The organism is Streptomyces sp. H27-H1 (assembly GCF_026627445.1).
Classification (GTDB): domain Bacteria; phylum Actinomycetota; class Actinomycetes; order Streptomycetales; family Streptomycetaceae; genus Streptomyces.
On record NZ_JAPNLJ010000014.1, the window covers coordinates 45,105 to 69,823 of the forward strand.

Annotated in this window: 16 protein-coding genes and 3 pseudogenes; 7 read left to right on the plus strand and 12 right to left on the minus strand. The window is 69.9% G+C overall.

Features of this window, described 5'->3' with window-relative positions; translation table 11 throughout:
* Nucleotides 1–244: 244 nt before the first annotated feature.
* Nucleotides 245–1,795 carry a pectate lyase family protein gene (locus OTB20_RS17280; protein WP_267818503.1) on the minus strand — a complete coding sequence of 517 codons (1,551 nt, stop codon included), beginning with the start codon at nt 1,793–1,795 and terminating at the stop codon, nt 245–247.
* 663 nt (nt 1,796–2,458) lie between these two features.
* On the opposite strand from OTB20_RS17280, the gene OTB20_RS17285 reads away from it, so the two are divergent.
* Together OTB20_RS17285 and OTB20_RS17290 are read left to right on the plus strand one after the other, a co-directional pair.
* On the plus strand, nt 2,459–2,611 hold the full coding sequence (locus tag OTB20_RS17285; RefSeq protein ID WP_267818505.1) for a hypothetical protein: 153 nt from the start codon (nt 2,459–2,461) through the stop codon (nt 2,609–2,611).
* Nucleotides 2,581–2,919: a hypothetical protein gene (locus OTB20_RS17290; protein ID WP_267818506.1), complete on the plus strand. Its 339-nt coding sequence runs from the start codon at nt 2,581–2,583 to the stop codon at nt 2,917–2,919. Before OTB20_RS17285 ends, OTB20_RS17290 begins: the two co-directional genes overlap by 31 nt.
* A 79-nt stretch (nt 2,920–2,998) precedes the next feature.
* On the opposite strand, the gene OTB20_RS17295 is transcribed toward OTB20_RS17290, so the two are convergent.
* Nucleotides 2,999–3,589, minus strand: a complete 591-nt coding sequence (locus OTB20_RS17295) for a TetR/AcrR family transcriptional regulator (protein WP_267818508.1) — start codon at nt 3,587–3,589, stop codon at nt 2,999–3,001.
* A 97-nt stretch (nt 3,590–3,686) separates the two neighbouring features.
* On the opposite strand from OTB20_RS17295, the pseudogene OTB20_RS17300 reads away from it, so the two are divergent.
* The 3 genes and pseudogenes from OTB20_RS17300 (at nt 3,687) to OTB20_RS17310 (ending at nt 5,954) form a co-directional block, all read left to right on the plus strand.
* Nucleotides 3,687–4,118, plus strand: a pseudogene (locus tag OTB20_RS17300) (tautomerase family protein).
* On the plus strand, nt 4,111–5,127 hold the full coding sequence (locus tag OTB20_RS17305) for a zinc-dependent alcohol dehydrogenase (protein ID WP_267818510.1): 1,017 nt from the start codon (nt 4,111–4,113) through the stop codon (nt 5,125–5,127). Before OTB20_RS17300 ends, OTB20_RS17305 begins: the two are co-directional and overlap by 8 nt.
* 476 nt (nt 5,128–5,603) lie before the next feature.
* The gene (locus tag OTB20_RS17310) at nt 5,604–5,954 is read left to right on the plus strand and encodes a PaaI family thioesterase (RefSeq protein ID WP_267818684.1); all 351 of its coding nucleotides are present in this window, start codon (nt 5,604–5,606) and stop codon (nt 5,952–5,954) included.
* 478 nt (nt 5,955–6,432) lie between these two features.
* Here the strand turns inward: OTB20_RS17310 and cutA are convergent, their stop codons facing one another.
* Together cutA and OTB20_RS17320 are read right to left on the minus strand one after the other, a co-directional pair.
* Complete coding sequence (gene cutA / locus OTB20_RS17315; RefSeq protein ID WP_324290386.1) at nt 6,433–6,762, minus strand: divalent-cation tolerance protein CutA; 330 nt, start codon at nt 6,760–6,762, stop codon at nt 6,433–6,435.
* Between the two features lie 52 nt (nt 6,763–6,814).
* Nucleotides 6,815–6,994 carry a hypothetical protein gene (locus tag OTB20_RS17320; protein WP_267818512.1) on the minus strand — a complete coding sequence of 60 codons (180 nt, stop codon included), beginning with the start codon at nt 6,992–6,994 and terminating at the stop codon, nt 6,815–6,817.
* Between the two features lie 1,264 nt (nt 6,995–8,258).
* Here OTB20_RS17320 and OTB20_RS17325 point away from each other — a divergent pair.
* Nucleotides 8,259–9,284, plus strand: a complete 1,026-nt coding sequence (locus OTB20_RS17325; RefSeq protein WP_267818514.1) for a LacI family DNA-binding transcriptional regulator — start codon at nt 8,259–8,261, stop codon at nt 9,282–9,284.
* 551 nt (nt 9,285–9,835) lie between these two features.
* Here OTB20_RS17325 and OTB20_RS17330 read toward each other — a convergent pair.
* The 7 genes from OTB20_RS17330 to OTB20_RS17360 all read right to left on the minus strand — a co-directional run bounded on the left by OTB20_RS17330 (nt 9,836) and on the right by OTB20_RS17360 (nt 22,209).
* Nucleotides 9,836–10,951 carry a lytic polysaccharide monooxygenase gene (locus OTB20_RS17330; protein ID WP_420716433.1) on the minus strand — a complete coding sequence of 372 codons (1,116 nt, stop codon included), beginning with the start codon at nt 10,949–10,951 and terminating at the stop codon, nt 9,836–9,838.
* 201 nt (nt 10,952–11,152) lie between these two features.
* Complete coding sequence (locus OTB20_RS17335; protein ID WP_267818518.1) at nt 11,153–13,372, minus strand: glycoside hydrolase family 3 N-terminal domain-containing protein; 2,220 nt, start codon at nt 13,370–13,372, stop codon at nt 11,153–11,155.
* Between the two features lie 401 nt (nt 13,373–13,773).
* A complete protein-coding gene (locus tag OTB20_RS17340) occupies nt 13,774–14,907 on the minus strand; it encodes a GH12 family glycosyl hydrolase domain-containing protein (RefSeq protein WP_267818520.1) in 1,134 nt (377 codons plus the stop codon).
* A 473-nt stretch (nt 14,908–15,380) separates the two neighbouring features.
* Complete coding sequence (locus OTB20_RS17345) at nt 15,381–16,556, minus strand: cellulose-binding domain-containing protein (protein ID WP_267818521.1); 1,176 nt, start codon at nt 16,554–16,556, stop codon at nt 15,381–15,383.
* A gap of 178 nt (nt 16,557–16,734) precedes the next feature.
* Nucleotides 16,735–18,201 (minus strand): cellulase family glycosylhydrolase, encoded by a 1,467-nt coding sequence (locus tag OTB20_RS17350; RefSeq protein WP_267818523.1) that lies wholly within the window; start codon nt 18,199–18,201, stop codon nt 16,735–16,737.
* 162 nt (nt 18,202–18,363) lie between these two features.
* Entirely contained in the window at nt 18,364–20,475 is a 2,112-nt protein-coding gene (locus tag OTB20_RS17355; protein ID WP_324290387.1) for a glycoside hydrolase family 6 protein, read from the minus strand.
* A gap of 180 nt (nt 20,476–20,655) precedes the next feature.
* Nucleotides 20,656–22,209 carry an endo-1,4-beta-xylanase gene (locus tag OTB20_RS17360; protein ID WP_267818524.1) on the minus strand — a complete coding sequence of 518 codons (1,554 nt, stop codon included), beginning with the start codon at nt 22,207–22,209 and terminating at the stop codon, nt 20,656–20,658.
* Nucleotides 22,210–23,010: 801 nt separating this feature from the next.
* Between OTB20_RS17360 and OTB20_RS17365 the strand changes: the two are divergent.
* Nucleotides 23,011–23,244 (plus strand): annotated as a pseudogene (locus tag OTB20_RS17365) (TetR/AcrR family transcriptional regulator); the annotation flags it as partial.
* 308 nt (nt 23,245–23,552) lie between these two features.
* On the opposite strand, the pseudogene OTB20_RS17370 reads toward OTB20_RS17365, so the two are convergent.
* Nucleotides 23,553–24,659, minus strand: a pseudogene (locus OTB20_RS17370) (transposase).
* Nucleotides 24,660–24,719: the final 60 nt, after the last annotated feature.

Below are 24,719 nucleotides of genomic sequence, written 5' to 3' on the forward strand. Positions count from 1 at the left end.
ATGACTGCTCGGAAGCACTACGACCAGTACCCCGACACGGCGCCCTCCTCATGACGCTCTGACACCGCCCGCACGGCTGCGCCCCCGCCCGATCGCTCGGCGGGGGCGGGGTCCGGACCACGCTGATGGTCCTACCGGCGCCGCGAGCCACGGCTCCCCGTAGCCACACTTCGACGGCCGCCCAGGCCGACAGCCGTGGTCAAGACCCGGGCCGGCCTGTCGGCAGCGCTCCTGATCAGTACACCTAGGACGCGTAGGTCTCGAACTCGGCGATCTTCGGGGTGCCGGTCGAGCCGGTGATCTCGAAAGTGACCTTCTGGAACGAGGTCGCCGGGAAGGTGATGACACCCGCCCCGCTGCCGGACGTCAGGACCCTGCCGGTGTCTCCGTTGACGACCCGCCAGGAGCCGATGGAGCCCGCCGAGCCCGCCGGCTCCCGGATGGCGATCCGGGACACGGTGGTGGCGGAGGCCCACTTGATCGAGACGGAACCGGCCGTGCCGACCGGTGACCAGAACGTGCTGAGGTCACCGTCCCGTACGTTTCCGTAACTCGTGCCGTCGGCCTTGCTGGAGCCGTCGGAGCCGGCGCCGATGGAGAGGTTGGTACCGGTGGGCTGGGTCGGAGTCGGCGCGGGGGTGGTAGGTGCGGGGGTGGTGGGCGCGGGGGTGGTGGGCGCCGGCGTCTGCGGGGAGCAGTTGCCGTCCGACACCCGCAGGCCCTTGCCCGCGCCCGCCGTCTGGCTCACGACGGCCGGTACGCAGCCGGCATTGTCGAGGCTGTACGCGTAGGGGATGGCGACCGTCGTGTTGGACTGAGGGTTCGGGCCGGCCGGGTTGTTGTCGGTACCGGGGCTGGACCAGGTCACGTTGTCGAAGGTATTGCCGCTGACCTGCCAGTATCCGGCCGCGTCCGTGTAGAACGTGCCAAGGACGTCCTTGGAGTCCTGGAAGTAGTTGTTGTCCACCTTGGCACGTGCTCCGGCCCGGGAGTTGATGCCGGACTCGTTGAGGCTCACGTAGTGGTTGTTGTAGATGTGGGCCGTGCCGCCACGCAGCAGGGGCGCACGGGAGTCTATGTTCTCGTACAGGTTGTGGTGGTACGTGATGAAGCTGTTGGAGAGGTCGCTCTCGCTGGAGCCCACGAGGCCACCGCGGCCGGAGTTGCGCAGAGTGCTGTAGGACAGGGTCACGTACTGGGTGTTGTCCTTCATGTCGAAGAGGCCGTCGAACCCTTCCGACTCCCCGCCCGACGCCTCCAGGCTGACGTGGTCGACCCACACGTTGCGGACGTCGCTCTCCATGCCGATGGCGTCGCCGCCGTTGGACGTGGTCGACCCCGACTTCTTGACGTTCCGTACGGTCACGTTCTGGATGATTATGTTGCGGGATTCACGTATGTGGATGCCGACTTGGTCGAAGACCGCGCCACCGCCGACGCCGACGATCGTGACGTTACTGATCTGCTTGAGCTCGATCACCCCGTCCGCGGTGTTACAGCCGGTGCCCGACACCTTGCCGGTGTTGCCGTGGTTGACGGTTCCCTCGACCTCGATGACCAGGGGCGTGCTCGTACTGGGGCGGGCGCACAGGGCCGCGTGGATCGCCGTCCCGGTGGTGGCCCGAACCGTCTGCCCGCCCGCGCCTCCGGTGGTCCCCCCGTTCTGGGTCGCATAGCCGGTGGCGCTGCCGGTCGCTGCCGATGCCTCGGGCATCAGCAGCACCGCGCCACCCGCCGCCACCAGGGCCGCGGCGGCCAGTGCCGCGCCAAGTCGTGGTGCGACTGCTCGTCCCATTCTCGTCTCCCAACTCGTCTTCGACACGCGTCGTCGCATGCCGGGTCCTCTGCTGCGTACGTGGTCGTGCGCCGGCGGGCCGATCGCGATCACAGGCCTGGCGGACAGCCGGTCCTGACGCGTCGACAGCCCGGGTGGAACGCCGCGCCGGATGCCAGATCGGTGGCGACTCCTCGGTCACCTCTGCCGGGTGTTCCGTGAGGGGACGAAGCGTCTTCCACCGACCAGAAAGCGCTTTCTGTTCGGCGACGATAGGGTGCCGTCAGTTCAGCTGGCAAGATTCCGTCGTCTCTCAATTCAGAGATGTGAACGGCAGGGTCTCCTACAGCCCGGTGCTGAGGGGGTGCCGATCAGCGCCTTACGATCGGCTCCGCCGAGTCCGCGGCTGCCCATGAATCACGCGATCCGCCTCTCCAGCGACGAGATCGGCGCGATCGCCGCGATCGCCGCGCATGACGTACGGGTCACACACAGTCCGCTCTGCGACATGCGTTCGCGACAGGGTGCTCGGTCGGCAGCAGCCAGCGGGGGCGCCGCCTTCCCCTCCGGCCCGCGCGGCCGATGTGAGCTGTTCCGACCCACACAGCTTATGACGGGCGTTATATCGCGGTGTAGGCTCGGTTTATAACAGTCGCCATAGGGAGAGTCACGACCGTCATCACCGTGAACAGTCCGAAGGGCCGCCTGAGCCTGGAGCAGCGCCGCAGGCTGGCCGAGACACTGACGGACGCCGTGCTCGTGCCCGAGGTCGGCCAGTTCGCCCCGGCCGCGCGGTCGGATTCCAGGTGCACTTCACCGAGCGCGAGCCCGACATGATGGCCATCGGTGGCCGGCTGCTGGCGGATGCGGGACCGGACGCCGACGCGATGGTGATCGATGTGACGGTCATGGACGGCGACTGGCGCCAGGATGTCCGCAGCGAGGTCATCAAGCGCGTCCTGGCCGCGATGGCCGACGCCTGCCGTGCGGCGGAACCGTCGCCGACCTGGTGGGTGACCTTCCGCGTGATCGACGAGGGCAGCTGGGGCTCGCGCGGCGCCGTCCTGTCCGTCCTCTCCCTCCTCGACACCGGCGTGTTCACCCCCGAGAAGGCCGAGGCCGTCCGCACCGCGCTCGGCGCATGAGAAGCGCGCGGCCGGCGCCCCTCGCTCACCACGTGGGACGTCGGCCGCGCCGTGGCGATCGCGGCCGACGCTCCCTCCGTCAGTCTTTGATCGTGGCAGCGATGAGGGTCTGAAGCTGCGCCGTGGTGCGGTCCAGGGGTTCGGTGCTGCGCTTGGCGCGGCAGAGGGCCACGGTGCCCTCGACGGCCGCGACGATGAGCGTGGCGACCTGCGCTGCCTGCTCGGCGTCGGCGCCGTGTTCCCGCAAGGAGTCGGCGAGTAGCGTCTCCCACTGGTCGAAGACTTCGGCAGCGGCCGCCAGGGCGGGCGGTACCTCGCCGGTCGGGGGTTCCTCGATGGCCACGGCCAGGACGGGGCACCCGGCGTGGAAGTCGGTGTCGACGATGATCTTGCGCCACAGGGCCAGGAAGGCGTGCAGTCCGGCAGCCGGGCCCGCCGTGAGTTCCTCGCGCAGGCTGCGGGCGACCCACTCGCCCGTGTAGCGGACGGCTTCCGTCGCCAGCTGCTGCTTGCCCTCGGGAAAGTAGTGGTACGTCGAGCCGAGCGGCGCATCGGCGTGCTTGGCCATCTCCCGGATGCTCGTCGCGCTGAGCCCGCGCCTGCTGATCATGTCGGCAGCCCCGGCCACGATCCGGTCGCGGGACGACGTACCGCCACTGCTCTTGGCCACCCGTGCACTCTCCTCTGGCTATAGCGATCGTCATAGTCTAGCGTGGCCTCTCGTTATGACGAACGTTATAGCGAGTCCGGAGGACCAAGGAGCTGCCATGCCGATGATCCGATTGACCGTCCCGACCGGCACCCTGACCGATCAGGGTCGCGCGACGATTCAGCGAGATCTCGCCGCCGTGCTGCTGCGGTGGGAGGGCGCGCCCGACACCGCCTTCTTCCGGGCCCAGGCGTAGAGCTACCTCGTCGAGTTGCCCGAGGACGCTCAGACGACGGCCGAGGACGAGGGGCCCCGCTTCCTGGTGGAGGTGACGGTTCCCCTGGGGGCGCTGTCGGAGCGGCGCAAGGGCGGCCTGGTCGAGGAGGCCACCGCCACCGTGCTCGCGGCCGCCGGGCTGCCCCCGGCCGAGGCGCCGCGGGTGTGGGTGCTGGTGCACGAGCAACCGGACGGCACCTGGGGCGCGGGCGGCTCCGTCGTCCGCTACGCCGACCTTGTCGCCCTGGCGAAGGGGCAGCGGGCCGATGCGTGAGCTGACCTACATCGCACGGCGCACGGTCGAATGGCGCGAGGCACCCGACCCCACGATCCAGTCCTCCCAGGAGGCGATCGTCGCCCCCGTCGCCGCCACCTCCTGCGACGTGGACTCCTCCATCCTCGCCGGGCACGGCTTCATCGACCCGCCGTTCGCCCTCGGCCACGAATGCGTGGCCCGCGTCACCGACATCGGCGACCACGTGACCAGCGTGGCCCCTGGCGACCTGGTCGTGGTCCCCTGGTCCATCAGCTGCGGCACCTGCGCCCCTTGCCGTGGCGGGCTCACCGCCCACTGCACCTCGGTCCCGCACATGGCCATGTACGGCGCGCCGATCGGCGGCAGCTGGGGCGGACTCTTCTCCGACCTGGTCCGCGTCCCGTACGCGGACGCCATGCTGGTTCCGCTGTCGGCCGGCCTCGACCCGGTCGCCATGGCCTCCGCCAGCGACAACTGGCCCCTTGCCTGGCGCCTGGTCGCCCCGCACCTGAAGGCCCGCCCTGGCGCCCGGGTCCTGGTCGTCGCCCGGGGCAGCATCGGCCTGTACGTGTGCGACATCGCCCGCGCCCTCGGCGCCTGCGACGTCCTCTACGTCGCCCCCGACGCCGAACACCGCCGTCTCGCCGAAAGCTACGGCGCCCGCACCGCCGAGACGATCGAGCCGATCCGCCACGGCTTCGACCTGGCCGTCAAGGCCACCGGCCGCGTCGACCAGCTCGCCCTCGCCGTACGGTCCCTCGCCCCCGAAGGCATCTGCGAGTCTGCGGGCAACCACTTCCGCCCCGGCGAACTCCCGCTGCTCGACATGTACCTCACCGGCGTCACCCTGCGCATCGCCCGCGCGCACATCCCGGACGCCCTCGACCTCGCCGCCTCCGGGAAGGTCTCACCCGAACGCGTCGTCTCCCACGTCCTCGACTGGGATCAACTGCCCGACACGCTGCCGGAGAAGCACCTCAAGCCCGTCTTCGTACGCGACCTCACCCCGTCCCCGGCCCCGAACTGACCCACTTCACCCCGGCCGCGGTACGCGGCCGTGCAACGAGAAACCCGATGAAATCACCCCTGCCCCACCACTCCCCCATCAGCCCCACTCCCGAACAGAGAGACGAGGAGGAACTGCATCAGCAACGGGCGGCGATTGCCGCGATCGGCCATGAGCTGCGGGTGCTGGTCGATGTGGCCGTCCGCACCGCAGCAGCACCAGACACTCTGCACCGCGTGGCGGAAGGTGTCCGCAGCCTCGCCGCACAGTTGACCGGGCACCTCCGCGCACGCGCGGAAGTCCCTGCGGTGGACGAGTTTCCGGGGGGAGTGCGGATGTACAGCCCCGTCACCGGTACCGGCAGCCCACTCTCGCCGCCCCTGCGCGTCACACGGCTCGACTGCGGCGCGGCCGGCACCTGCGTCCTCGGCACCGCACACGAAGGGCCGCCCGGCTACGGGCACGGCGGCATCAGCGCCATGCTGCTGGACGAGCTGATGGGATGGGCGTGTGCGGCCGCGGGAATGCCGGGGATGACCGTCTCCCTCCAGATGCGCTACCACCGCCCCGTTCCGCTGGAATTCCCACTGCAGGTACTCGCCCATGTCACAGGCACCGAGGGCCGCAAGGTGTATGTGTCTGGTTCGATCACCACCGAAGACGACCTCTCCGGTCCTGGTGTCGGCGGAAGGAGTCTTCTTCTCACCGGACCCCGAACACGCCCAAGCTCTGCTTCCCGGCCTGCGGGGCCGCTCCGCGATAGGCCCCCTCTGCCTCGACAGGAGCCGTTCCACGGCGACTACCACCCAGGGCGGGCAGGCTGGAGTCGATGGCCGTCCGAGGGATGAGCTCGGTGGTGAGGCCGGCTGAGCCGGGCGGCGATGTCGGCGGTGACGTAGCGCTCCGTGGGTGTGAAGCCGGCCTGGTGGCAGGCGTGCAGCATGGCTTGTCCGCAGTCCGTGGTCGGTGGCGGCAGGGCAAGGCTGTGCGTGGCGGACTCCCACAGGGCTATGGGCCGTTCGTCGGCTCCGTCCGCCGCCGTGACGACGAGCAGCTCTCCTGCCCGGACCCTGCTCGACGGCTCCGGCCGCGCCAGCCTGAGAGCCCGCTCGACTCCCACTCAGTCGCTGCCCTGACGGAGCGTGCTGGCGCCCTCCACGTGAGCGAGAGCAAGGCGTCCACATGGCACGGAAGTTCGCCACAGCAGCAACCGCTCGCCCGAACACGATGGGCCGCGTCCGTGCGGGTGCATCGTCGGCCACCTGCCCGACCGTGAAGGCGAGCTCGTGGCGCACTTGAGAGCACTCGCTGCCTGGTAGTGCTTCGCTACGCGACCGTGGTCTCCTCCACGACCCACGCGCGGTATCCCTCGGAAGCTCCGCTACCCGCCAGGGTGATCCACTCGGGCACGTCGTAGCGGTGCTCGTTGCCGACCCACTCCGCCAGGGCCGGCAGACGGTCCTCAGTGGTCTTGAAGGACACACGCCACTCCATCGCCACCTCAATCTTGTCCTTCCAGCGGTAGACCGCTGTGTGGGGAGGGTCGATGTGCGCGCAGGCGGCCAGCCGCGCGGCCACGGCGCCCTGCGCGAGCTCCCTCGCACCCTCCTCGTCATCAATGGTGGTCTGCACGATCACGATCTCGGTCGCCACCATGCCCTCTCCCTTCATTGAATGATCGACTCGCACCCATGACGGTCGGTCAAGATCACGGCCTGCTACGTACCCGCACGACGATGCGGATGGACATGACCGCGTTGTACAAAAGCTGTCCGCCCGCCGCCCAATGGACGCCCCGGAGCCACCGTCGGAACGGGAGCCGGACGGTGCTCATGCGGCCGAGCCACAGGGCAGCACCACGCTCGGGGTAGCCCTTCGCGGTCCTCAAGCACTGCTCCTTGATCACGACTGTCGTCGGCGAGATCGAGCCGACCTTATCGGCCTCCGTCCATCCAGCTCTTCCAGGGCTTCCAGGGCTTCCAGGGCTTCCACCGTGGCGTAATACCTCGCACGGTACGGGCCCGGCTCACACGGTGCCCCGACTTCCGCCCTCCTCGGTGTCCCCTTCCCCGGTGCCTTGTCGTTCGTGGCCCGCCGGACCTCGACCCACCCGGACGCCCGCGACCTGATACTGCTCTGCCGGTTCCTGCATGAGTCACGCGGCGGGAAGTCGATCTGGCGGTGCGATGGCGAGGACCTTCTCGCCTACAAGCGCGTACGGCTGCTGAGCAGCGGCCCGTGGACCGTCTCGGTTGGCACATGGCGACCGCAATGACTCGTTCGCCGACGCGCTGGTGCACACGGGCATGCGGTTGGGAGAAGACTCGTTAGGGCACCAGAATTCGCACTAGTACTCCAGTGTGACTTCATAGTCCACGTCACGTGGTGCGTGTAGTGGCTACGCGGAGTCGTGCCCGATATGGCGCAGGACATCGGCGAGCCAGACCAGGTGGTGGCCGACGGCCCGGGCCGGGTCGGCAAGAGGCCCTCTATGTGCTGCCATGACTCGGAGAGCTGTCCGATTGTGATCGTTCTCGGTTCGTTGGGGGCGTCATAGAGTTCGTCGCCCGGAACAGACCGGAAGTGAGGACGTCGAATTCCTGCCCAAAGGAATGCGGCTGACGCTGCTCAAGTACCGTGCCCACCGGCTGCGGCACCGGGCATTGCGCGACGCGACCCGAAGCGGGTGAAGGAAAGTGATGTCACCGACGGGATCTTCTCCGACCAGCCCGGGCGGGAGGCCAGCGAGGTGGTCCGGCGGCTCCCGGCAGCCACAGAGCAGGCCAGGCGGAAGGCGCCGCACATCGCCAACCCACTGTTCGTCCGGGCCATGGTCCATACCGATGGCCATCTGGCTTTTGACTACTGGAAGCCCACGTTCCACCGCCACTCTCGGCGTGTGGCTGGAGTTCTGGGAGTCACCATGGCCGGAGCAGCCGACGCCGGCCGGCTGCGGAAGTCCACGAAGGTCGAGAAGGCGATCGTCACCAGAGGACGGATCAGCGCCGCGGCCGACGACCACTGGGTGCTGGAACCACCGCCCAGTTCGATCAATCAGGTGAGGAGAGAGGACCCCCGGTGCTTCGATAAGAACGTCCGCCGGCCGCCGAACGGTCGGGAAACCGGCTCTTCCCTCTTGGAGGTCGCGCACGATGGTGACGCACGGACGCACCGGCCCCACGCTCGAGGAGGTGGCCGCGCTCGCGGGCGTCGGCCGGGGCACGGTGTCCCGGGTAGTCAACCGCGCGCCCGGCGTGAAGGCGGCCACCCGGCTGCTGGTCGAGAACGCGATCGACGAGCTGGGGTACGTCCCCCACCACGCCGCGCGCGCCCTGGCCGGCCACCGCACGGGAGCCGTCGCGCTGGTCATCACCGACAACGAGCGGCGCCTCTTCGCGGAGCCCTTCTATTCCGAGATCGTCCGGGGGATCAGCACCGAACTCGCTGACCGCGAGGTGCAGTTGCTCCTCACACTGGTGCGGAACGACCGGGAGCGGGCACGCTTCACGCGGTACGCGAGGGCTGGCGGGATGGACGGGGTGCTGCTGGTCTCCGTCCACGACGAGGACCCGTTGCCGGACCTGCTCGCCGAACTGGGCCTGCCGACCGTCCTCGCCGGCCGCCGCTCGGCCGAGGAGTCCCTCTCCTACGTCGACTCCGACAACGTGGGCGGGGCGCGGGCCGCCGTCCGCCACTTGGTGGCCACCGGGCGCAAAGCCATCGCCACGATCACCGGCCCGCTGGACATGCACGTGGGGCAGAGCCGTCTGCGCGGGTACCGGGAGGCGATGGTCCAGGCGTTCGGCGGCGTGGAGCCCTCCTGGATCGCGGAGGGCGACTTCTCCGAGGAGAGCGGCCGACGAGGCACCGCGGAGCTGCTCCGCCGCCATCCCGGTCTCGACGCGGTGTTCGCCGCATCGGACCTGATGGCCGCGGGGGTCCTGCACACCCTGCGCGCGGCGGGCCGCCGGGTACCCGAGGACGTGGGTGTCGTGGGCTTCGACGACACCCCTTTCGCCCGGCACACCGACCCGCAGCTCACCAGCGTCCACCAGCCGGTGCAGGAGATGGGCCGCACCATGGTCCGGATGCTGCTGCAGGACATCGACGACGACCAGGACGCCGCCTGGCGTCACGTCGTCCTGCGCACGAAGCTGGTGCGCAGGGCCTCGACCTGATGAGGCATCGCTCGACCGGTGCTCCGGCGGACTCGCGGCGCTGCGCCGGGTTGCCGGCCTCGATCGGCCGCACGGCGGTGGTGCGCACAGGACTTCCTGGGCGGGCGTGCGAAACGGGGCTGGTCTGCGCTGGGCTGGGCGGGGCTGGTCTGCGCTGGGCTGGGCGGGGCTGGGCTGGGCTGGGCTGGGCTGGGCTGGGCCGATGGTGGGTGAGCCCTGTGGTGGGCGAGCCCTGCGGTCACCTGAGCGGGGCCCGGCCGAGGGTGGGAGCGCTCCTGGCGGTGCGGAGCCCATGCGCCATCGGCGGCGGACGCGCACTGCTGCCCCACTCGGAGTGAGGCGGCGGGTCATCGGCGGGTCGTACCGGGGGGGGCGAGCAGGCCGAGAGGTCCAGCCGTCGCCGGGTGCCTGCGCCGGACGTCCGGCTCCCCCGCCCCCCGGGGCGTCGAGCGTCGGTCCCGCCGCCGCGGGAGCCGATGTGCCGTGCAGGTGCCGTGCACGACGGTGCCGGCTCCACGCACGGCGGAGCCGGCATCGTCGTACGGGGGCTGCTACCCGACGCAGCCGATCGTGCCTTCCGGGAAGTTGTTGCCGGTCGACGTCGCGGTGAAGCCGAAGGTGACGCTGCCGTCGGCCGCGATGGTCCGGTTGTAGTCGAGGTTCTTTACCGTGACCGTCCCGTCGGACGCCGTGGTCAGCGCACCGCTCCAGACGTTGCTGAGTTTGGTTCCGCTGCCCGGTTTCCAGGCCACGGCCCATCCGTTCCGCGGCGTCGTGCTGTGGTTCATGACCTCAACGGAACCCTGGAAGCCGCCGTTCCAGGAGTTGGTCACCATGTAGACGGCCATGCAGGTCCCGGTGTGCGGGTCGGTCGGCGTGGGCGTAGGCGTGGGGGTGGGAGTCGGCGTGGGGGTGGGAGTCGGCGTGGGCGTCGGAGTGGGCGTGCTGCCCGAGCCCCGGATTCCGGTCACTTCGCCGTTGCCGCCGTCGAAGGCGATGTCGGAGCAGGAGAAGAAGTTCTCCTGGCTGTCCGACCGCACCCACTGGATGAACAGGAGCGCGTTGCCCGTACGGCCCGACGGGAGATTCAGGTCCCAGGTGTACGCACCGCCGTCCGTACCCGCGGAGCCCGACTGCGCCGGGTTGGTGACCGTCTGGATCAGGTCCAGGTCGCCCCAGCCCAGCGCGGAGGTCGGCGAGTAGCCCGGTTTGGACAGGTAGACCCGGAAGTCACCGGGGTGCGCGGCCCAGTTGCTGTAGCGGACCTTCATGGTCGCCCCGGAAGTGAGGTGCGTGCGCGGCCAGTCGGCACGCGTGGCGTTGTAGCCCGTGAAGTTGTACGGGGAACGGTCGCCGGCGCTGCACAGCTTGCCGTCCGGCACGTACCCCGCGCCGCGGCCGCCCGCGTTGGAGTCGAGCACCGCGAACCAGTTGTACAGCGACGAGGCGCCGCTCTCGGCGAGCGCGGCCTTGCACGCCGGGTTCGTCGGGTCCATGCCGCCGGTGGCGGTGCGACCGTCCACGTAACAGAGGTATGTGCGCGATCCGGGCATCATCGCCACCCCGTGCGCCTGCGCTTTGCCCTGTCCGAGGAGGGTGAAAGCGAGGCCGGCCAGCAGCGTCGCCAGCGCCGCCGCCACGGAAACCAGTCGTCTTCTACTTCTGATCACGCTGTGAACCATCGTGTCTCCTACGCCTTCTTCGTGTGGGTCGTGCCTGGTAGCGGGTGAAAACCCCGCCCGTCCGGCTCCGGCTTCGGCGCAGGACGGGCGCGGGGGTGTTGGGGGGGGAACGGGCGGTGTGCGGTCGGGTACGGATGGGGCGGTCCGCGCGTACGGGTACGTCTCGGGCGGCGTGTGCGGGGGAGGTCAGCCGGCGGTGCACCGGGGCGCCGGAGCGCCTGCCGTGCCCCCGCCGGTGAACCCGAAGGAGGTCGTGGCGCCGACCGCCACCGCGCCGTTGGACGCGGTGTTGCGCACGGTGGCGCGGCCTCCCGCCACGGTGAGGACCCCCTTCCAGAGGCTTGAGATCGTCGCCCCTCCCAGGTCCCAGTCGACCGTCCAGCCGGTCAGCGGCGCCGTGCCGCTGTTCCTGACGGTGACCTCGGCCTGGTGTCCGCCGGGCCAGGAGTTGACGACCCGCAGGGCGGCGGTACAGACCTTGCCCGCAGGCGTCGGGTCGGGATCGGGGCCCGGATCGGGATCGGGGACCGGGTTCGAGGTGAACGTCAGACCGAATCCGTACGGGAAAAGGGGACTCTTCCCGTCGCCGTCGTTGATCGGCTGCTGTGACGCGCTGCGCATCCAGCTCATGGGAAGCCTGCCGGTCGGGGCGTGATCGCCGAAGAGCACGTCGGCGACGCCGCGACCCTCGCTGCCGGGCAGCCAAGCGGCCATCAGGGCCTTCCAGTCCGGAAGTTGGGCCGCGATATCGAGCGGGCGCCCGGCGACGAGCACCACCACGACCGGCACGCCGCTCGCCTTCAGCCGGGCCAGCGTCTGCAGGTCTTCCTGGTCCAACCCCATCCCGCCCGGCCGGTCACCGTGCATCTCGGCGTACGGAGTCTCGCCGACGACGGCGACCGCGGCCGTATAGCTGCCGTCGATGCCATTGCCGTAGCGGTCGTAGGTCACCCGCGACGGGTCTGCGGCGGTGGCCCGGATTCCCTGGAGGACCGTGGTGCCCTCGGTGACGGGACCGCTGCGGCCCTGCCAGCCCAGGGTCCATCCGCCGCTCTGGTTTCCGATGTCGTCGGCCGACTTCCCCGCGACGAACAGCTTCGCGCTCTTCCCCAGGGGCAGCATTCCGCCGTCGTTCTTCAACAGCACCTGCGACGCGCGCACGGTCTCCCGGGCGAGAGCCCGGTGCTCGGCGGAACCGACGGCCGGGGTGAGGGAGCGGTTGGTCAACGGCCGTTCGAAGAGACCGAGCTGGAACTTCTTGGTGAGGATGCGGCGATTGGCGTCGTCGACGCGCGGCAGGGGGATGCGGCCGGCGCCCACCTCTCCGCGGAGCAGCGTCAGGAACTTCCTGTAGTCGTGCGGGACCATCACCATGTCGACCCCGGCGTTGACGGACGTGGCGATCTCGGCGCCGGTGAAGCCGGTCTGTCCGTCGAGCTGGTCGACCGCCGCCCAGTCCGAGACGACGAACCCGGTGAAGCCCAGCTCACCCTTGAGCACGTCGGTGACGAGGTACTTGCTCGCGTGCGAGCGAACCCCGTTGAAGCTGCTGTAGGAGAGCATGACCGAGCCGACGCCCCGGCGGACCGCCTCCTTGAAGGGCGGCAGGTGGACGGCGCGCAACTCGGCCTCGGACACTTCCGAGTTCCCCTGGTCGACGCCGCCGGTGGTGCCGCCGTCGCCGATGTAGTGCTTGGCGGTGGCGAGCACCGACGCCGGGTCGCCGCCCAGCGTCTGGCCCTGCATGCCGGTGACGAACGTCGCCATGGAGGTGGGCAGTTCGGGTGTCTCTCCGAACGACTCGTAGGTGCGGCCCCAACGGTCGTTGCGGGCCACGCACAGGCAGGGCGCGAAGCTCCAGTCGATGCCGGTGCCCGCCACCTCCTCGGCCACCGCGCGCCCCACCCGCTGCGCCAGCGCGGGGTCCCGGGTCGCGCCCAGGGCGATGTTGTGCGGGAAGATCGTGGCCCCGCGCACCGCGTTGTGACCATGCACCGCGTCGATGCCGTAGATCATCGGAATGGCGAGCGGGGTACCGAGGGCGGTGCGCTGCAGGGAGTCGTAGGTGTCGGCCCAGGTCTGCGCGTTGTTGGGGCTGACCGTGGAGTCGCCGCCGGAGAGCACCGAGCCGATGCGGTACGCGGCGAGGTCGGACTGCGGGAGCAGCGCGTCCTTCTCCACCTGCGTCATCTGCCCGAGCTTGTCGTCGAGCGTCATCCGGGCCAGCAGATCAGCGACCCGGTCCTGTACGGGAAGTCCGGCGTCCTGGTACGGGAGCGCGGCGACGGCGTGCGGTGGGTCGGACGGCGGGGCGGCGGCGGACAGTCCGGTCACGGTGAGCACGGCGGCACACAGCGCGGCGACGATCGCGGGTCGGCGGGTGGGGGACGTGGAACGCGGGCGCATGGGGGGCCTTTCCGGGTGTGGGCCGGACGGGGCGGGGAGCGAGCGGTGGGGAAGGACGAGCCCGAGGCGACGGGCGAACGGGGATGCGCGAGACGAGGGGGCGTGATCGGGGATGAGCGGGGGCGGGACCGGCGGTCACGGACGGGCGGCGGGGGTGGGGCCCGGTTCTAGCGGTACGGGGCCGGTGGGGGCCGAGAAGTATGGCCGTGCGGCGGATGGGTGCTCCAGGGCCCACCCCCTGTCGGCGTAGGGAGGACGGGTGGGCCCGGGAGCGGTCCTGTGTTGTGGTGGCGCGGCCAGGTGCGCGTGGCAGCTTCGGGTGCGTGCTGTGCTTGAGGTGCCCGGGGGTTCTCGGTGCGCCCGGGGCCGTAGGCGCTGTCGCTCCCGCGAACACCGCCGGCTCACCCCGTGGTGCAGGCGGCGCCGTTCAGGCTGTAGCCGGACGGTTTGGCGAAGCTACCGGTGTAGGTGCCCTGGAAGCCGAACGTCTGGCTCCCGCCCGCCGCGATCCGCGCGTTGTGCGCCAGACCGCTCGCCGTGACGGACCCGGACGACGGGGAGACGGTGGCGTTCCAGACGTTGGTGATCCCCTGTCCGGAGGGCAGGGTGAAGGCGAGCTTCCAGGCGTCGACCGCGGACGAGCCGTTGTTGGTGACCGTGACGTCGGCTGTGTAGCCGCCCTGCCACACGCTCGTGGCCATGGTGACCTTGCAGGACGCGGGGGTCCCGGGATCGCCCGGGTCGCCGGGACCCGCGCCGGTGTTGACGGTCGAGGAGAAGGAGTTGACCGCGAGCCCGGCGCCGTTCTGCCAGGGCTCGAAGCCGGACTGGACGCTCGTCAGGTACCAGGTGTTCTGGGCCATGCCGCGGGAGATGGTCTGCCGGACGAAGTCCATGACGTCGAAGCTCCAGCTGCTGATCGCCGAAGGGGCGACGAAGGAGATGACGTCGTTGGAGCCGTTGCTGCCGGTCCACACCTGCCAGGTGCGCCCGCCCACGGTCGCCGTGCCGACCTGCGAGCCGATGGGCTGGATGGAGCCGACCTTGTTGAACCAGATCATGATCTCGGTCCGGTTGACGCCGTCCTTCCGGGGTGTCGGGTCGAGCCAGATGTCGTACGAGGCGTTGTAGACGGCGTTGGAGACGTAGCCGTAGGAGATGGAGCTGGGGGCGCTGGAGACGGTGCTGATCTGCGCCGGGAGGTTCGTGCCGGGCGAGCAGTTGGTGTAGTGGCAGCCGTTGAACACCGACGGGTAAGACTTCGGGGCGCCGTTGACGGGCACCGAGCCGTCGGCCTGGGCCAACCGGAATCCGGTGTCGGTGGCGGTGACGCACTGGGTGGCGCTGGTGCCCCAGCGGTTGTTCTGGACGACGTAGCGCCCCTGGATCGTGGTCGATCCGAACGGCTCACAGAGCGTGGTGTCGGCCTGGGCCGCCGACGCGCCCGCCAGGAGGGCGGCCACGGTGGTGAGTGCGGTCAGTAGGGCGCCGAACAGTGCGCGGACGGTGCGGGGGCGGTGCGGTGACGGTCGCATGAGGGGGCCTCCTTCGGAGGGTCAACCGGATTCGCGTGCGCAGAGCGGAAGCGCTCCCACTCCCCCGAAGATGGGAGCGCTCCCATACCTTGACTCGGACGGGACTGTAGGAGTCGACCCATACCCGTGACAACCCCGGGGAAGGGACATTGTCGAAGCACTTTCGAAGTCCCTGATCAGAGGGGGTAGGTGGGGCTTCTTGATCCAACTTGGCGTCACAGTAGGCCAGTTGAAGCACCCGGCGGGGGCCGCCGCGCCCGGAGGCCGCGACCCGCCATGCTCGGATTCCGCGAGACCGCCGCCGATGGCCTCCCGGGGGGCAAGGCGGGTGACCGGCAACCGCAGCGGCCGTCTGTCCGCCGTCCGACAGTCCGGCAACCGGTCACCCGAGCAACCTGTGACCACGTCGGACAGGAGGCAAAGACCCGCAGGACACGTCCTGCCGACGCCATGCCGGCGCCGCGGGTGAGCCGTCAGCAGCCGATCGGGGTGGACCCCACGGCCACGTCGTCGAACCACAGGGTGTCATCGCCCGTCCCGTAGCTTTCCCAGCCCAGGCGCAGGGCAGTGGGCCGGGGCGGTACGGTGCGTGCGAGCCACTGCTGGTCGACGTCCTGCGTGGGGACGCCGTCGGCGTGCAGGCCCGCAATCCGCTCGTCGCCGAGCCACGTGTCGAGGCCGACGGCCCGTGTGTCGATCGCGAGGCGCAGGCACTGCCAGGTCCCCGTCGGCAGCGGCCCGCTCAGCGCCACACCGGTCGGACTCTGGGCCGGCAGAGTGGCGTCGTCGCTCTCCCGGTTCCATTGCAGCGCGCCGTTCTGCCCCCCGACGCGCAGGCTCCGCCCACTCTGTGAGGCGTCGGGCAGGGAGAGGAAGGTGACGTGGGCGGCGGGGAGCGCGGTGGTGTGCCGGACCCACGCGCGCACGTACAGCACCGGGCCGACGGACGACAGGTCCGCGGTGGCGGTCACGAAGGCGTGGTTGCAGTAGCCCGCCCGGCCGGCGATCCGAAGCGATCTGCTCCCGCTGTGCGCGATCGCGGTGTCGACGGCGACCGTGCCGGTGCCCTGGCAGTCGGGTGCGGTCACCCGCCAGGCGCCCGACGGGACGGAGCCGGTCTGGTCCTCGAAGTCGGAGCAGATCACCGCGCTCCCGCAGTCCGCGCTGGGCGGCGGGGTGGTGGGGGGCGGCATGGTGGGCGGAGGTGTCGTCGGCGGAGGGATCGGCGGACTGCCGCCGCAGGACACGCCGTTGAGGGCGAAGTCCGTCGGCGCGGGGTCGGAGGTCCGCCAGGTGCCCTGGAGCCCGAACTCGCCGGTGCCTCCCGTGGCCAGCGCGCCGTTCCAGCTCGTGCTGACGGCGAGTACGGACGTGCCGGTCTGGGTGACGGCCGCGTTCCACGCCGACGTCACCTGCTGGTCGCCGGCGTACGTCCAGGACAAGCGCCAGCTGTTGAGCGCCTGCCCGAGGTTGGTGACCTTGATCTGTGCGGTGTAGCCGCCGGTCCACTTGTTCGCCGTGTAATCGACTCGGCAACCGGACTCGGCTCCACTCGCGGACATCGCCGTGAAGCCGGACGCCAGCACTACGAGGGTGGTGAGGACCACCGTCCAGGGCTGGGGCAGTAATCGCAGAGAGAGGACGCGCATGTCTACCTCCGAGGGGGCCGAGGGGGGGTGAGAAGGACGGGAACAACTCCGGCCGTCCGGACACAGGGGGGGCGGGGTCCGGTCCCCCCGTACGGACTGGGAGCACTCCCGAACCCCTCGACGGGACTCCGGTTCGGACCAGAGCCCCGTCGAGGGCGTAATGATGGGGGGGGAAGGGTCAGCTGGTGGGGAACGAATCAGGGGTACTGATCCTGCTCTTGACCAGGGCCCCGGACTCGGTCAGCACACCGCTGGAGCTGTAGTCGGTGCCGCTGCAGGTGCCGGGCCGGAACGCGGCACTGCTCTCGTTGGCGTCGGAGTAGGTCCAGTTGGCGTAGCCGATCTTCAGCTGGTCGAGCAGGTCGAGCCAGGCCATGGTGCTCGTGCGGTCCATCGCTCCGCCGCCGGTGGCACTCACCGTTCCGAACTCGGTGACGAACAGGGGCAGTTGCGACGCCGCCCGGCTCACCGTGGTGCGGTAGTTGTCCTTGTGACTCGCGGCGTAGAAGTGGAAGGCATACATGATGTTGGTGGCGTTGACGGGGTTGTTGACGATCTCGCTCTCGTTGGAGCCGTCCGAGACGCCCAGCGACGACCAGCCGCGGGTACCGACGATGACCACGGCGTCCGGGTCGGCGGCCCGGATGACCGGGATGACCTGGTCGGCGTAGTTCTTGATGGCCGTCCAGCTCACGCCGTTGGGCTCGTTGGCGATCTCATAGATCACGTTCTTCTTGTCGGCGTTACGTGCTGCGACGGCTCCGAAGAAGTTCTTCGCCCGGTCGATGTTGAAGTTCGGGTCCCCAGGTGTGAGGGTGTGAAAATCGATCAAGGCGTACATACCGCGGGCTTCGGCCTGGTCGACGAGGCTGTTCACCCGGCTGGTGAAGCCCGAGGGGTCGGTCTCGTAGCCGCCCTCCTGCACGTACATGGCTATGCGGAGCAGGTCCGACTTCCAGTCTTTTGCCAGCGCGTCCAGAGAGGCGGGGTTGTAACACTTGCCGAACCACTGGAGGCCGTGCGTACTCATGCCCCGTAGCTGAACGGGCCGGCTGTACTGGTTGCACAAGTGCACGCCGCAGACGTGGAGCTGTCCGTTGACGTCCACGGGCGTGTCGCTGCCCGGGGTCGGCGGTGTGGGCGTGGGCGCCGGCGTCGGCGTCGGCGGCGTCGGCGTCGGCGTCGGCGTCGGCGTCGGCGTCGGCGTCGGCGTCGGCGTCGGCGTCGGCGTCGGCTCACCGGTGGAGCCCGTGCAGGCGACACCGTTGAGCGTGAACGCCGTCGGTTTCGGGTTGGCGCCCGTGGAGGTAGCCGTGAATCCCAGGTCCGCGACCGCACCCGTGGCCAGCGTGCGGTTCCAGTCCAGGCTCGCGGCGCTGACCGCGGAACCGGACTGCGACCAGGTGGCGTTCCAACCCTGACCGAGCTTCTGCCCTGCGTCCGGCATGGCGAACTTCAGCATCCACCCACTGACGGAGTCTCCCAGATTGGTGACCTTCACCCCGGCCTGGAAACCCCCCTGCCACTGGCTGGTGACCGTGTAGTCGACGCGGCATCCGGCGGCCGCGGCCGCCGGGCTGCTGAGCAACGCGTGGACGCCCAGGATCATCGCGCAGGCCGTCAGTAAGGCCAAGATGCGTTTCATGGTGTTCCTCCTCGAGCGAAGCGGACACAACATATTGGGAGCGCTCCCACCTTCCGGCCGGTGACGGCGCCCCCCGGTCGTCCGATCGACAGGGGGACACCGTCATGCCGGGCCTGGTGGCCGACGGCCCTCTTGGGAGACCGCGACATGGGTTGCGGGAGATCAGGGGGCGGTGCCCCAGGAGAGGGTGCCGTTCACGTACGCGCCGATCTTCGCCGCGTCGGTGAAGGACGTGCTGGTCGAACGGCTGTAGTCGTCCGCCTCGTTGAAGTTGGACCAGTCGCTCTTGTTCAGCCGGAGCTGCATCTCACCGGTGGAGGCGCCGGCGGCCAGGGTGCGGCTGCCGAAGGAGACCTCCAGGTAGTGGCTGGCACCGGCTGCCGAACCGGCGGTCCTGACAGCGTGGGTCAGGGTCCCGCAGCCGATGACCGCGTAGTCGCACGAGGTACCGAAGGTGGAGGCCCCGGCCTCGGGGGTGAACCAGTAGCGCAGCTTCACATTGGACAGGTCCACCGCGGCGCTGCCGGTGTTGACCAGCTGGAGGGCCATCCGGATCTGGTTGTCGGTGGCGGAGGAGTCGGTGTTCTTGTACTGGACCTTGAGCGCGCCCGTCCCGGTGCCGCCGCCCGCGGACGTGGTGACCGAGAAGGCGCTGGAGGCCGCAGAGACGTTACCTGCAGCGTCCTTGGCCTTGACCGTGTAGCTGTAGGCGGTCGAGGCCGCCAAGCCCGAGTCGGTGTACGAGGTCGTGCTGGAGGAGCCCACCTTCACACCGGCGCGGAACACGTCGTAGCCGCTCACGCCGGTGTCGTCGGTCGACGCCGTCCAGGACAGCGAGACGCTGCTGCTGGTCTTCACGGCCGACGTCAGGCCGGTCGGGGCGGTCGGCGCCTGGGTGTCGCCCCCGCCGCCCCCGCCGTTGATCGCCGGGTAGGCGTTGCGCACGAGCTCCTGGAACTGCGCGGAGAACCAGTGGCCCGCGAGCGGGGAGTTGGGCAGGGCGCCGGTCATGCTGTTGCCATTGCGGCCGTTACCGGTGTACGTGGGGTCGCACATCCGGTCGAAACCCTTGCCCTCGTCGTTCTCGACGGGGGCGCTGTTGCCGTCGGACTCACCCGGGGGCTTGGCCCAGACGTACGCGTCGATGCCGGGCTCCGGGGCGGCGGTGGGACGTTCGCCGATGCCCGCGCCGCTCTGGTTGCACCAGTTGCCGGCGTGGATGCGCCGGTCGACCCGGCCGCCGTTGACGTAGGTGTCCACGCTGGTCAGGGGGCCTGCGGCGGTGGGCCGCGCGGAGCCGCCCCAGCCGTTGCGGGCCGTGTCGATCAGCATGCCGATGTTGGGGTTGAAGCCCTCGGTCACCAGCCGGGTACGCAGCGCCTGGGCGAACGACAGTTCATCGACGTAGTAGTTCCAGTCGACCCACTTGGACTGGCGCACCGTGGTGCCGTTCACCGAGTCGGTGACCTTGAAGTTCGGCTCCTTGAGCGCCGAGTAGTTGGCCGTGTTCACGATGAAGCCCGAGACGTCGGCGACCGTGGCTCCCTCGGACGTCGCGGCCTTCTTGAACTCCGTGGCGGCCGGGCCCATGTTGGTGTCCCAGCCCAGCCAGCCGTGGTGCGCGGCGTCGATGTAGTTGTAGACGTTGGGAATGGCGCCCAGGGTGTGCAGCGCGTAACCGATTCCCTTCTCGTAGTTGCCGTTCGCCTTCATCGTCGCGCAGGCATCGGTCGAACCGGCCGTGCCGCCCGCGTTGGTGACCAGGTTCGGAAGCGAGTCGGGCTCGATGATCGTGACGATGCGCAGGTTCGCGTACGCCGGATCGGCGAGTATGTCGGAGATCGGGTCGATGTACTCGTTCTTGTAGCGGCCGAGCTCGGTGGGCCCGAGCTCACCGTTGGACGCCAGCGCGGCGCAGTCCCGTCCCGGCAGGTCGTAGATGACGACCTGGAACAGGTTCGCGCCCTGCTCCAGCGCCGTATCGAGGTGCTCGCGCAGGCTCATCGCCTGGGCCGAGCCCTCGATGGCCGCGATGCGGTCCATCCAGACGAAGGCCGGCGTGTCGGCGATGGCGGCGCCGCCCGGTTCGGCCGCCGCCTTGGCGGACCAGTCGGGGTTCACGTAGGCCGTGGCGCCCACGTAGGGGTTGTCGACCCGTGCCGCCGCCGAGGCGGGAGCGGGGATGACGACGGCCAGCGCCGCGCCCATGGCCATCGCGGAGACTGCGGCCAGTCTCCGGCGTAGCCCGTGCGAGGTGGTTCCTCTGGTACTCATTGCGGCTCCGTGCTCCTCTCGTGCGCCTGCGGGTGCTCCCCGCAGACGGTTCGTGGGGGTGTGGACCGGGAGCGGGTGGCCCGGGGTCGGGGGCCACTGCTCCCGTCAGGGCGCCGTCGGTGGGGACGGGGACCTTCGGTGCGTCGGTGAGACGGTGGTGGAAGGCGGGTCGTCCGGCGGTCAGGGCTCGATGCCCCAGGCCTGCTCGCCACCCACGTAGACGACGATCTTCGAGGCGTCCGCGTACGAGGTGCCGCTGCCGTGGCTGTAGTCGTCCGACTCGTCGAAGTTCGACCAGTCCGCCTTGTTCAGCCGCAGCTGGATCTCGCCCGTGGAGGCGCCCGGGGCCAGGCTGCCGCTGCGGAAGCCCACTTCGAGGTAGTGGTCGGCGCCCGTCTTCGGGACACCTGCGGCGACCACCCTGTGGGTCACGGTGGAGCAGCCGATCGGGGACCAGTCGCACCACGTGCTGTACGCGGAGGCGCCGTTCTCCGAGGTGAACCAGTACCGGACTTTCACGTCCGAGAGGCTGACCGTCGCGCTTCCGGTGTTCACGAGTTGGAGACCGGGCTTGATCTGGTTGTCGCGCGCCGAGGAATCGTTGCTCCGGTACTGCGCCTTGAGCACCCCTGGCTCGCCGCCCTCCCCGCCGTCGTCCTCCCCGCCCAGAGCCGTGCGTACGGCGGAGTAGGCGGGCTTCGGCAGCAGGTTCTCGTCGTACAGATTGGCCGCGCCCTGACCGGGGAACGCGCTCGGCACCCAGGAGTACTTGTCCGTGTAGTCCCAGACCGTGAGACCGACGCAACGCTCGACCGCCAGGCAGGCTTCGACCACTTGCCGGTAGTACGAGGACTGCGTGGCGGTCTTGGCCGTGTCGGCCGGCAGCTGCATGCGCACGTCGAGTTCCGTGACGGCCACATCGAGACCGAGGTCGGCGAACCGCTGCATGTTGGCCCGCATCTGGTACGGGAAGCCGTACTGGACGGCCAGATGAGCCTGCATCCCGACGCCGTCGAGCGGCACGCCCTCGTCGAGCAGCTCGCGCACCAGGGCGTACATGGCGTCGCTCTTCGCGCCGAGCCCTTCGATGTTGTAGTCGTTGAGGTACAGCTCGGCGTCCGGGTCAGCGGCACGGGCGGCGCGCAGGGCGGTGGCGATGTAGTCGCGGCCCATGGCGGTGTAGAAGGGGCTCGTGCGGAAGGTCCCGTCCTCGTTGAACGGCTCGTTCACCACGTCCCACGCGGTGACCGCGCCGCGATAGTGCGTGGCCTCCTCGGTGACGTGGCGGGTCATCGCCGCCTCGACCTGCGCCGGCGGCAGAGCGCCGACCCAGCCCGGCAGTTGGCTGTGCCAGACCAGGGTGTGGCCGCGCACGGTCTGCCCGTGCTGCGCCGCGAACTCGGTGATCACATCGCCCTTGGCGAAGTTGAACTGGCCCTGGACGGGCTCGGTGGTGTCCCACTTCATGGAGTTGCCGGGGGTGATCTGCCCGAACTCGGATCCCAGGATGGCCGAGTAGGCGGCATCGGGTAGTTCCGGGTTGTCGGTGGCGGAGCCGAAGTACTTGCCCTGGGCCTCGGCCAGTTCATGCAGCGTGTCTTGGGCCGCGGCCAGTTCATGCAACGTGTCCTGCTGGGCGGCGGTCGCCGACCCGCCCGTCAGGATGAGGGCGCCGATCAGGAGAGCCGGGAGCCCTCGGGTACTGGTGGGTCTACAACGCTTCACCGAGCTCATGACAAACGCCTTCCTCTGCCGGGTGGCGTGGAGCGTGGCGGGGAGCGCGTATGCGCCCCCCGTCACGCCCTTTCGCCACCCGGTGCTGGGGAGAGGGGAGGGAGCGGAATGTGCGAGTCACCCTTGTGGGAGCGCTCCCAAAGTGACGCGATGAGAGGCACGTGTCAAGGCTTAAATCACAACTGCCTTACGAGGGGGTTAACACCGCCACAAGTTGAACGTGCCTCCCTCTGGACGCGGTTGACGCCAACCGAAGAGGTGTGCCGCGCGCCGGGGCGCCGGTTCCGGAGGGAGACGATGGCTTCGCGGGCCCGGTATGGACGCCCCGCGAAGGTGTCCGGCCATCGGTCCGGGACCGTTCGCGTTCGCGTGCGGGGTGGCCGCGTCGGGCCCTGTCCGCGGCATGCGGATCGAATACGTTCGGTGACGCAGGGGGAGCCCGTGTGAGTCGGTGCATCGGTGCGGGCACCTTCGAAGGAAGACCCACACGGATGGCGATCGGCTTCGTTGCCGGGCGGTGCCGCCAGTGGGGAACAGCTGACCTGCCCGGCAGGAGACAGGGAGGAAGGTGAGGGGGCGCGGCGCGGTGTGAGCGCGAGCGGACAATCCGCGTTGCGTGAACGCCTGGAGCCGGAACATGGCGCGCCCCGGCCTGCACCCGTCCCGGCGTCGACGGAGAGTGACATCCGGAATGAGTTCGACGCGGAGCGGCGATCTTGCCGCGAAGGGCTCGGATGCTCAGGTCGGAGTGCGCAATGGTGTACGTGGGAGCTGCCGGCCCGTCGGAGTCCAGGGGCGCGGGTCACCGGCCGGGCGCCGCAGCAGCCGCTCATCCCCGCACTGCGCCGCGAGATCCAGGTACTGGTGCGGCATTGCACGGCGGACAGCGGCGCGCCGGTCTGGCGCATGGTCGACGCATCACCCGTTCTGCGGCAGTACGAGGACGCGATGAGGCTGCGCCAACGACCGGCCGTAGCCGACGATTCCGAACTGTCACAGACCGCCATAGCGAGCCGGACGATCGCGAGGTCCGTTCCCACACACCGCGGCCGCCGTCCTCGTACTCACTCCAGAGGTTGCGGTACGGGTCCTGCACGAATCCTCGCCAGATCCTGACGGACTCGGCCGTGACGGCAGGCCACAGATAGTTCCGGCGCCTCTCGACCCTGGCAACTTCGGCAAGAGCAGGCGCGGACAGGCCAGCGATAAAGGGTTGATAGGTGTGCCTCGGCCGCTGCTCGGCACGGACACGCCCGGGCCGTCTACGCGGCATGGGCCTTTCTGTAGAACGTCATGGGGTGATCCTGCCGGAGACGATCGCGCCGCGGCACCTGACTTGCAGCTCAGTCCGTTCGTCGCGGCTTCGTCCCCTTCTTGTGGTGGGCAGGGCGGCTGTACGCCTCCCCGGTGGCGAGGACTCGTCCGACGTCGTAGCGGGTGGCTGGCCGCCGGTTCTTTGAGCCGAGCGAGCGGCCGGGACCAGGGCGGGCGGGTTTCGGTGCACCGGCCGGCGTGCCCGTCTTCGCCCGGTTCCTGAACCGCGACGGACCCGGGCAGGGGTGAGTCTGTTCGGTTCCCCCTGCCTCTCCCACGGCCGTCGCAGATCCCGTGCGAGAGGGGAGCCAGGCGGAGCTGAGCATGCGCGGCCAGGACGAGCCAGGTCCAGCGGTCGGCTGCCGCCGAGTCCCGCAGCTTCGGCCGGGTCCAGCCGAGCGTCTGCTTGAGGAGCCGGAGGGTGTGCTCCACGTCGAAGCGACGGATTCGCCGCCGTACTTGGGTGGGCGCCCGTCCTGCGGCGGGCAGATCCACGGCACCGGAACAGGCTTGCGTATCACCCGGTCCGAACGGAGCCGACCCAGCACCGCGACGGGCAGGTCGGCGAGGAGATGGACGATGCGGGGTGCGTCGTATCCGGCGTCGAGCACGACTAGGAGATCCGGGTCACTCTCCCGCCACTGGTCGGCGTGCATGAGGCGTTCAACGACGTCGCGAGTCTGATCGGCGGTGACTGCGGCCACGTTGGCGCCGGGCTCCAGCCGGATCGCGTCCAGCAGGGCCGTCCATGAGGTCCGGCCCGACTCAAGAGCGGCGACGATCGAGTAGTGCCAGCCAGGGACCATCTGGTGTTTGCCCAGGCCGCGGCCGAAGGTGTGGCGGAAGGACCGGTCTGAGCTGGTGGCTGCGCCCGGCCGCAGCCACGAGGAGACGTCCACGGCCAGGACCAAGCGGCCGTCGCTCGCCCGGGGCAGCGGCGCGGCCGCCAGAGCGCGACGAAAGCGGGCGACGTCGATCCGGCCCTGGTTGATCCCGGAGTACAAGGCGCCGTGCCCGCGCCGGTGTTCCGGCGCGAGCGCCAGATCCACGAGGGTGCGGACCGGTCCGTCGGTCCACAGCAGCGCGTCACACAAGTCGAATAGGGCATCCGGCCGCGACGTCACGCACGCGTACAGCTCCGGCCGGACTCCGACGGCGCGCCTCCGTGAGCGTCACGGTCCGGGCCTGCTGGCCGT

What these genes read in the sequence shown, in the direction of transcription:
- OTB20_RS17355 (WP_324290387.1), bottom strand. Translation starts at nt 20,475, where the DNA reads ATGAGTACCAGAGGAACCACCTCGCACGGGCTACGCCGGAGACTGGCC.
- OTB20_RS17280 (WP_267818503.1), bottom strand. Translation starts at nt 1,795, where the DNA reads ATGGGACGAGCAGTCGCACCACGACTTGGCGCGGCACTGGCCGCCGCG.
- OTB20_RS17305 (WP_267818510.1), top strand. Translation starts at nt 4,111, where the DNA reads ATGCGTGAGCTGACCTACATCGCACGGCGCACGGTCGAATGGCGCGAG.
- OTB20_RS17345 (WP_267818521.1), bottom strand. Translation starts at nt 16,556, where the DNA reads ATGCGCGTCCTCTCTCTGCGATTACTGCCCCAGCCCTGGACGGTGGTC.
- OTB20_RS17350 (WP_267818523.1), bottom strand. Translation starts at nt 18,201, where the DNA reads ATGAAACGCATCTTGGCCTTACTGACGGCCTGCGCGATGATCCTGGGC.
- OTB20_RS17360 (WP_267818524.1), bottom strand. Translation starts at nt 22,209, where the DNA reads ATGAGCTCGGTGAAGCGTTGTAGACCCACCAGTACCCGAGGGCTCCCG.
- cutA (WP_324290386.1), bottom strand. Translation starts at nt 6,762, where the DNA reads ATGGTGGCGACCGAGATCGTGATCGTGCAGACCACCATTGATGACGAG.
- OTB20_RS17325 (WP_267818514.1), top strand. Translation starts at nt 8,259, where the DNA reads ATGGTGACGCACGGACGCACCGGCCCCACGCTCGAGGAGGTGGCCGCG.
- OTB20_RS17340 (WP_267818520.1), bottom strand. Translation starts at nt 14,907, where the DNA reads ATGCGACCGTCACCGCACCGCCCCCGCACCGTCCGCGCACTGTTCGGC.
- OTB20_RS17310 (WP_267818684.1), top strand. Translation starts at nt 5,604, where the DNA reads ATGGGATGGGCGTGTGCGGCCGCGGGAATGCCGGGGATGACCGTCTCC.
- OTB20_RS17335 (WP_267818518.1), bottom strand. Translation starts at nt 13,372, where the DNA reads ATGCGCCCGCGTTCCACGTCCCCCACCCGCCGACCCGCGATCGTCGCC.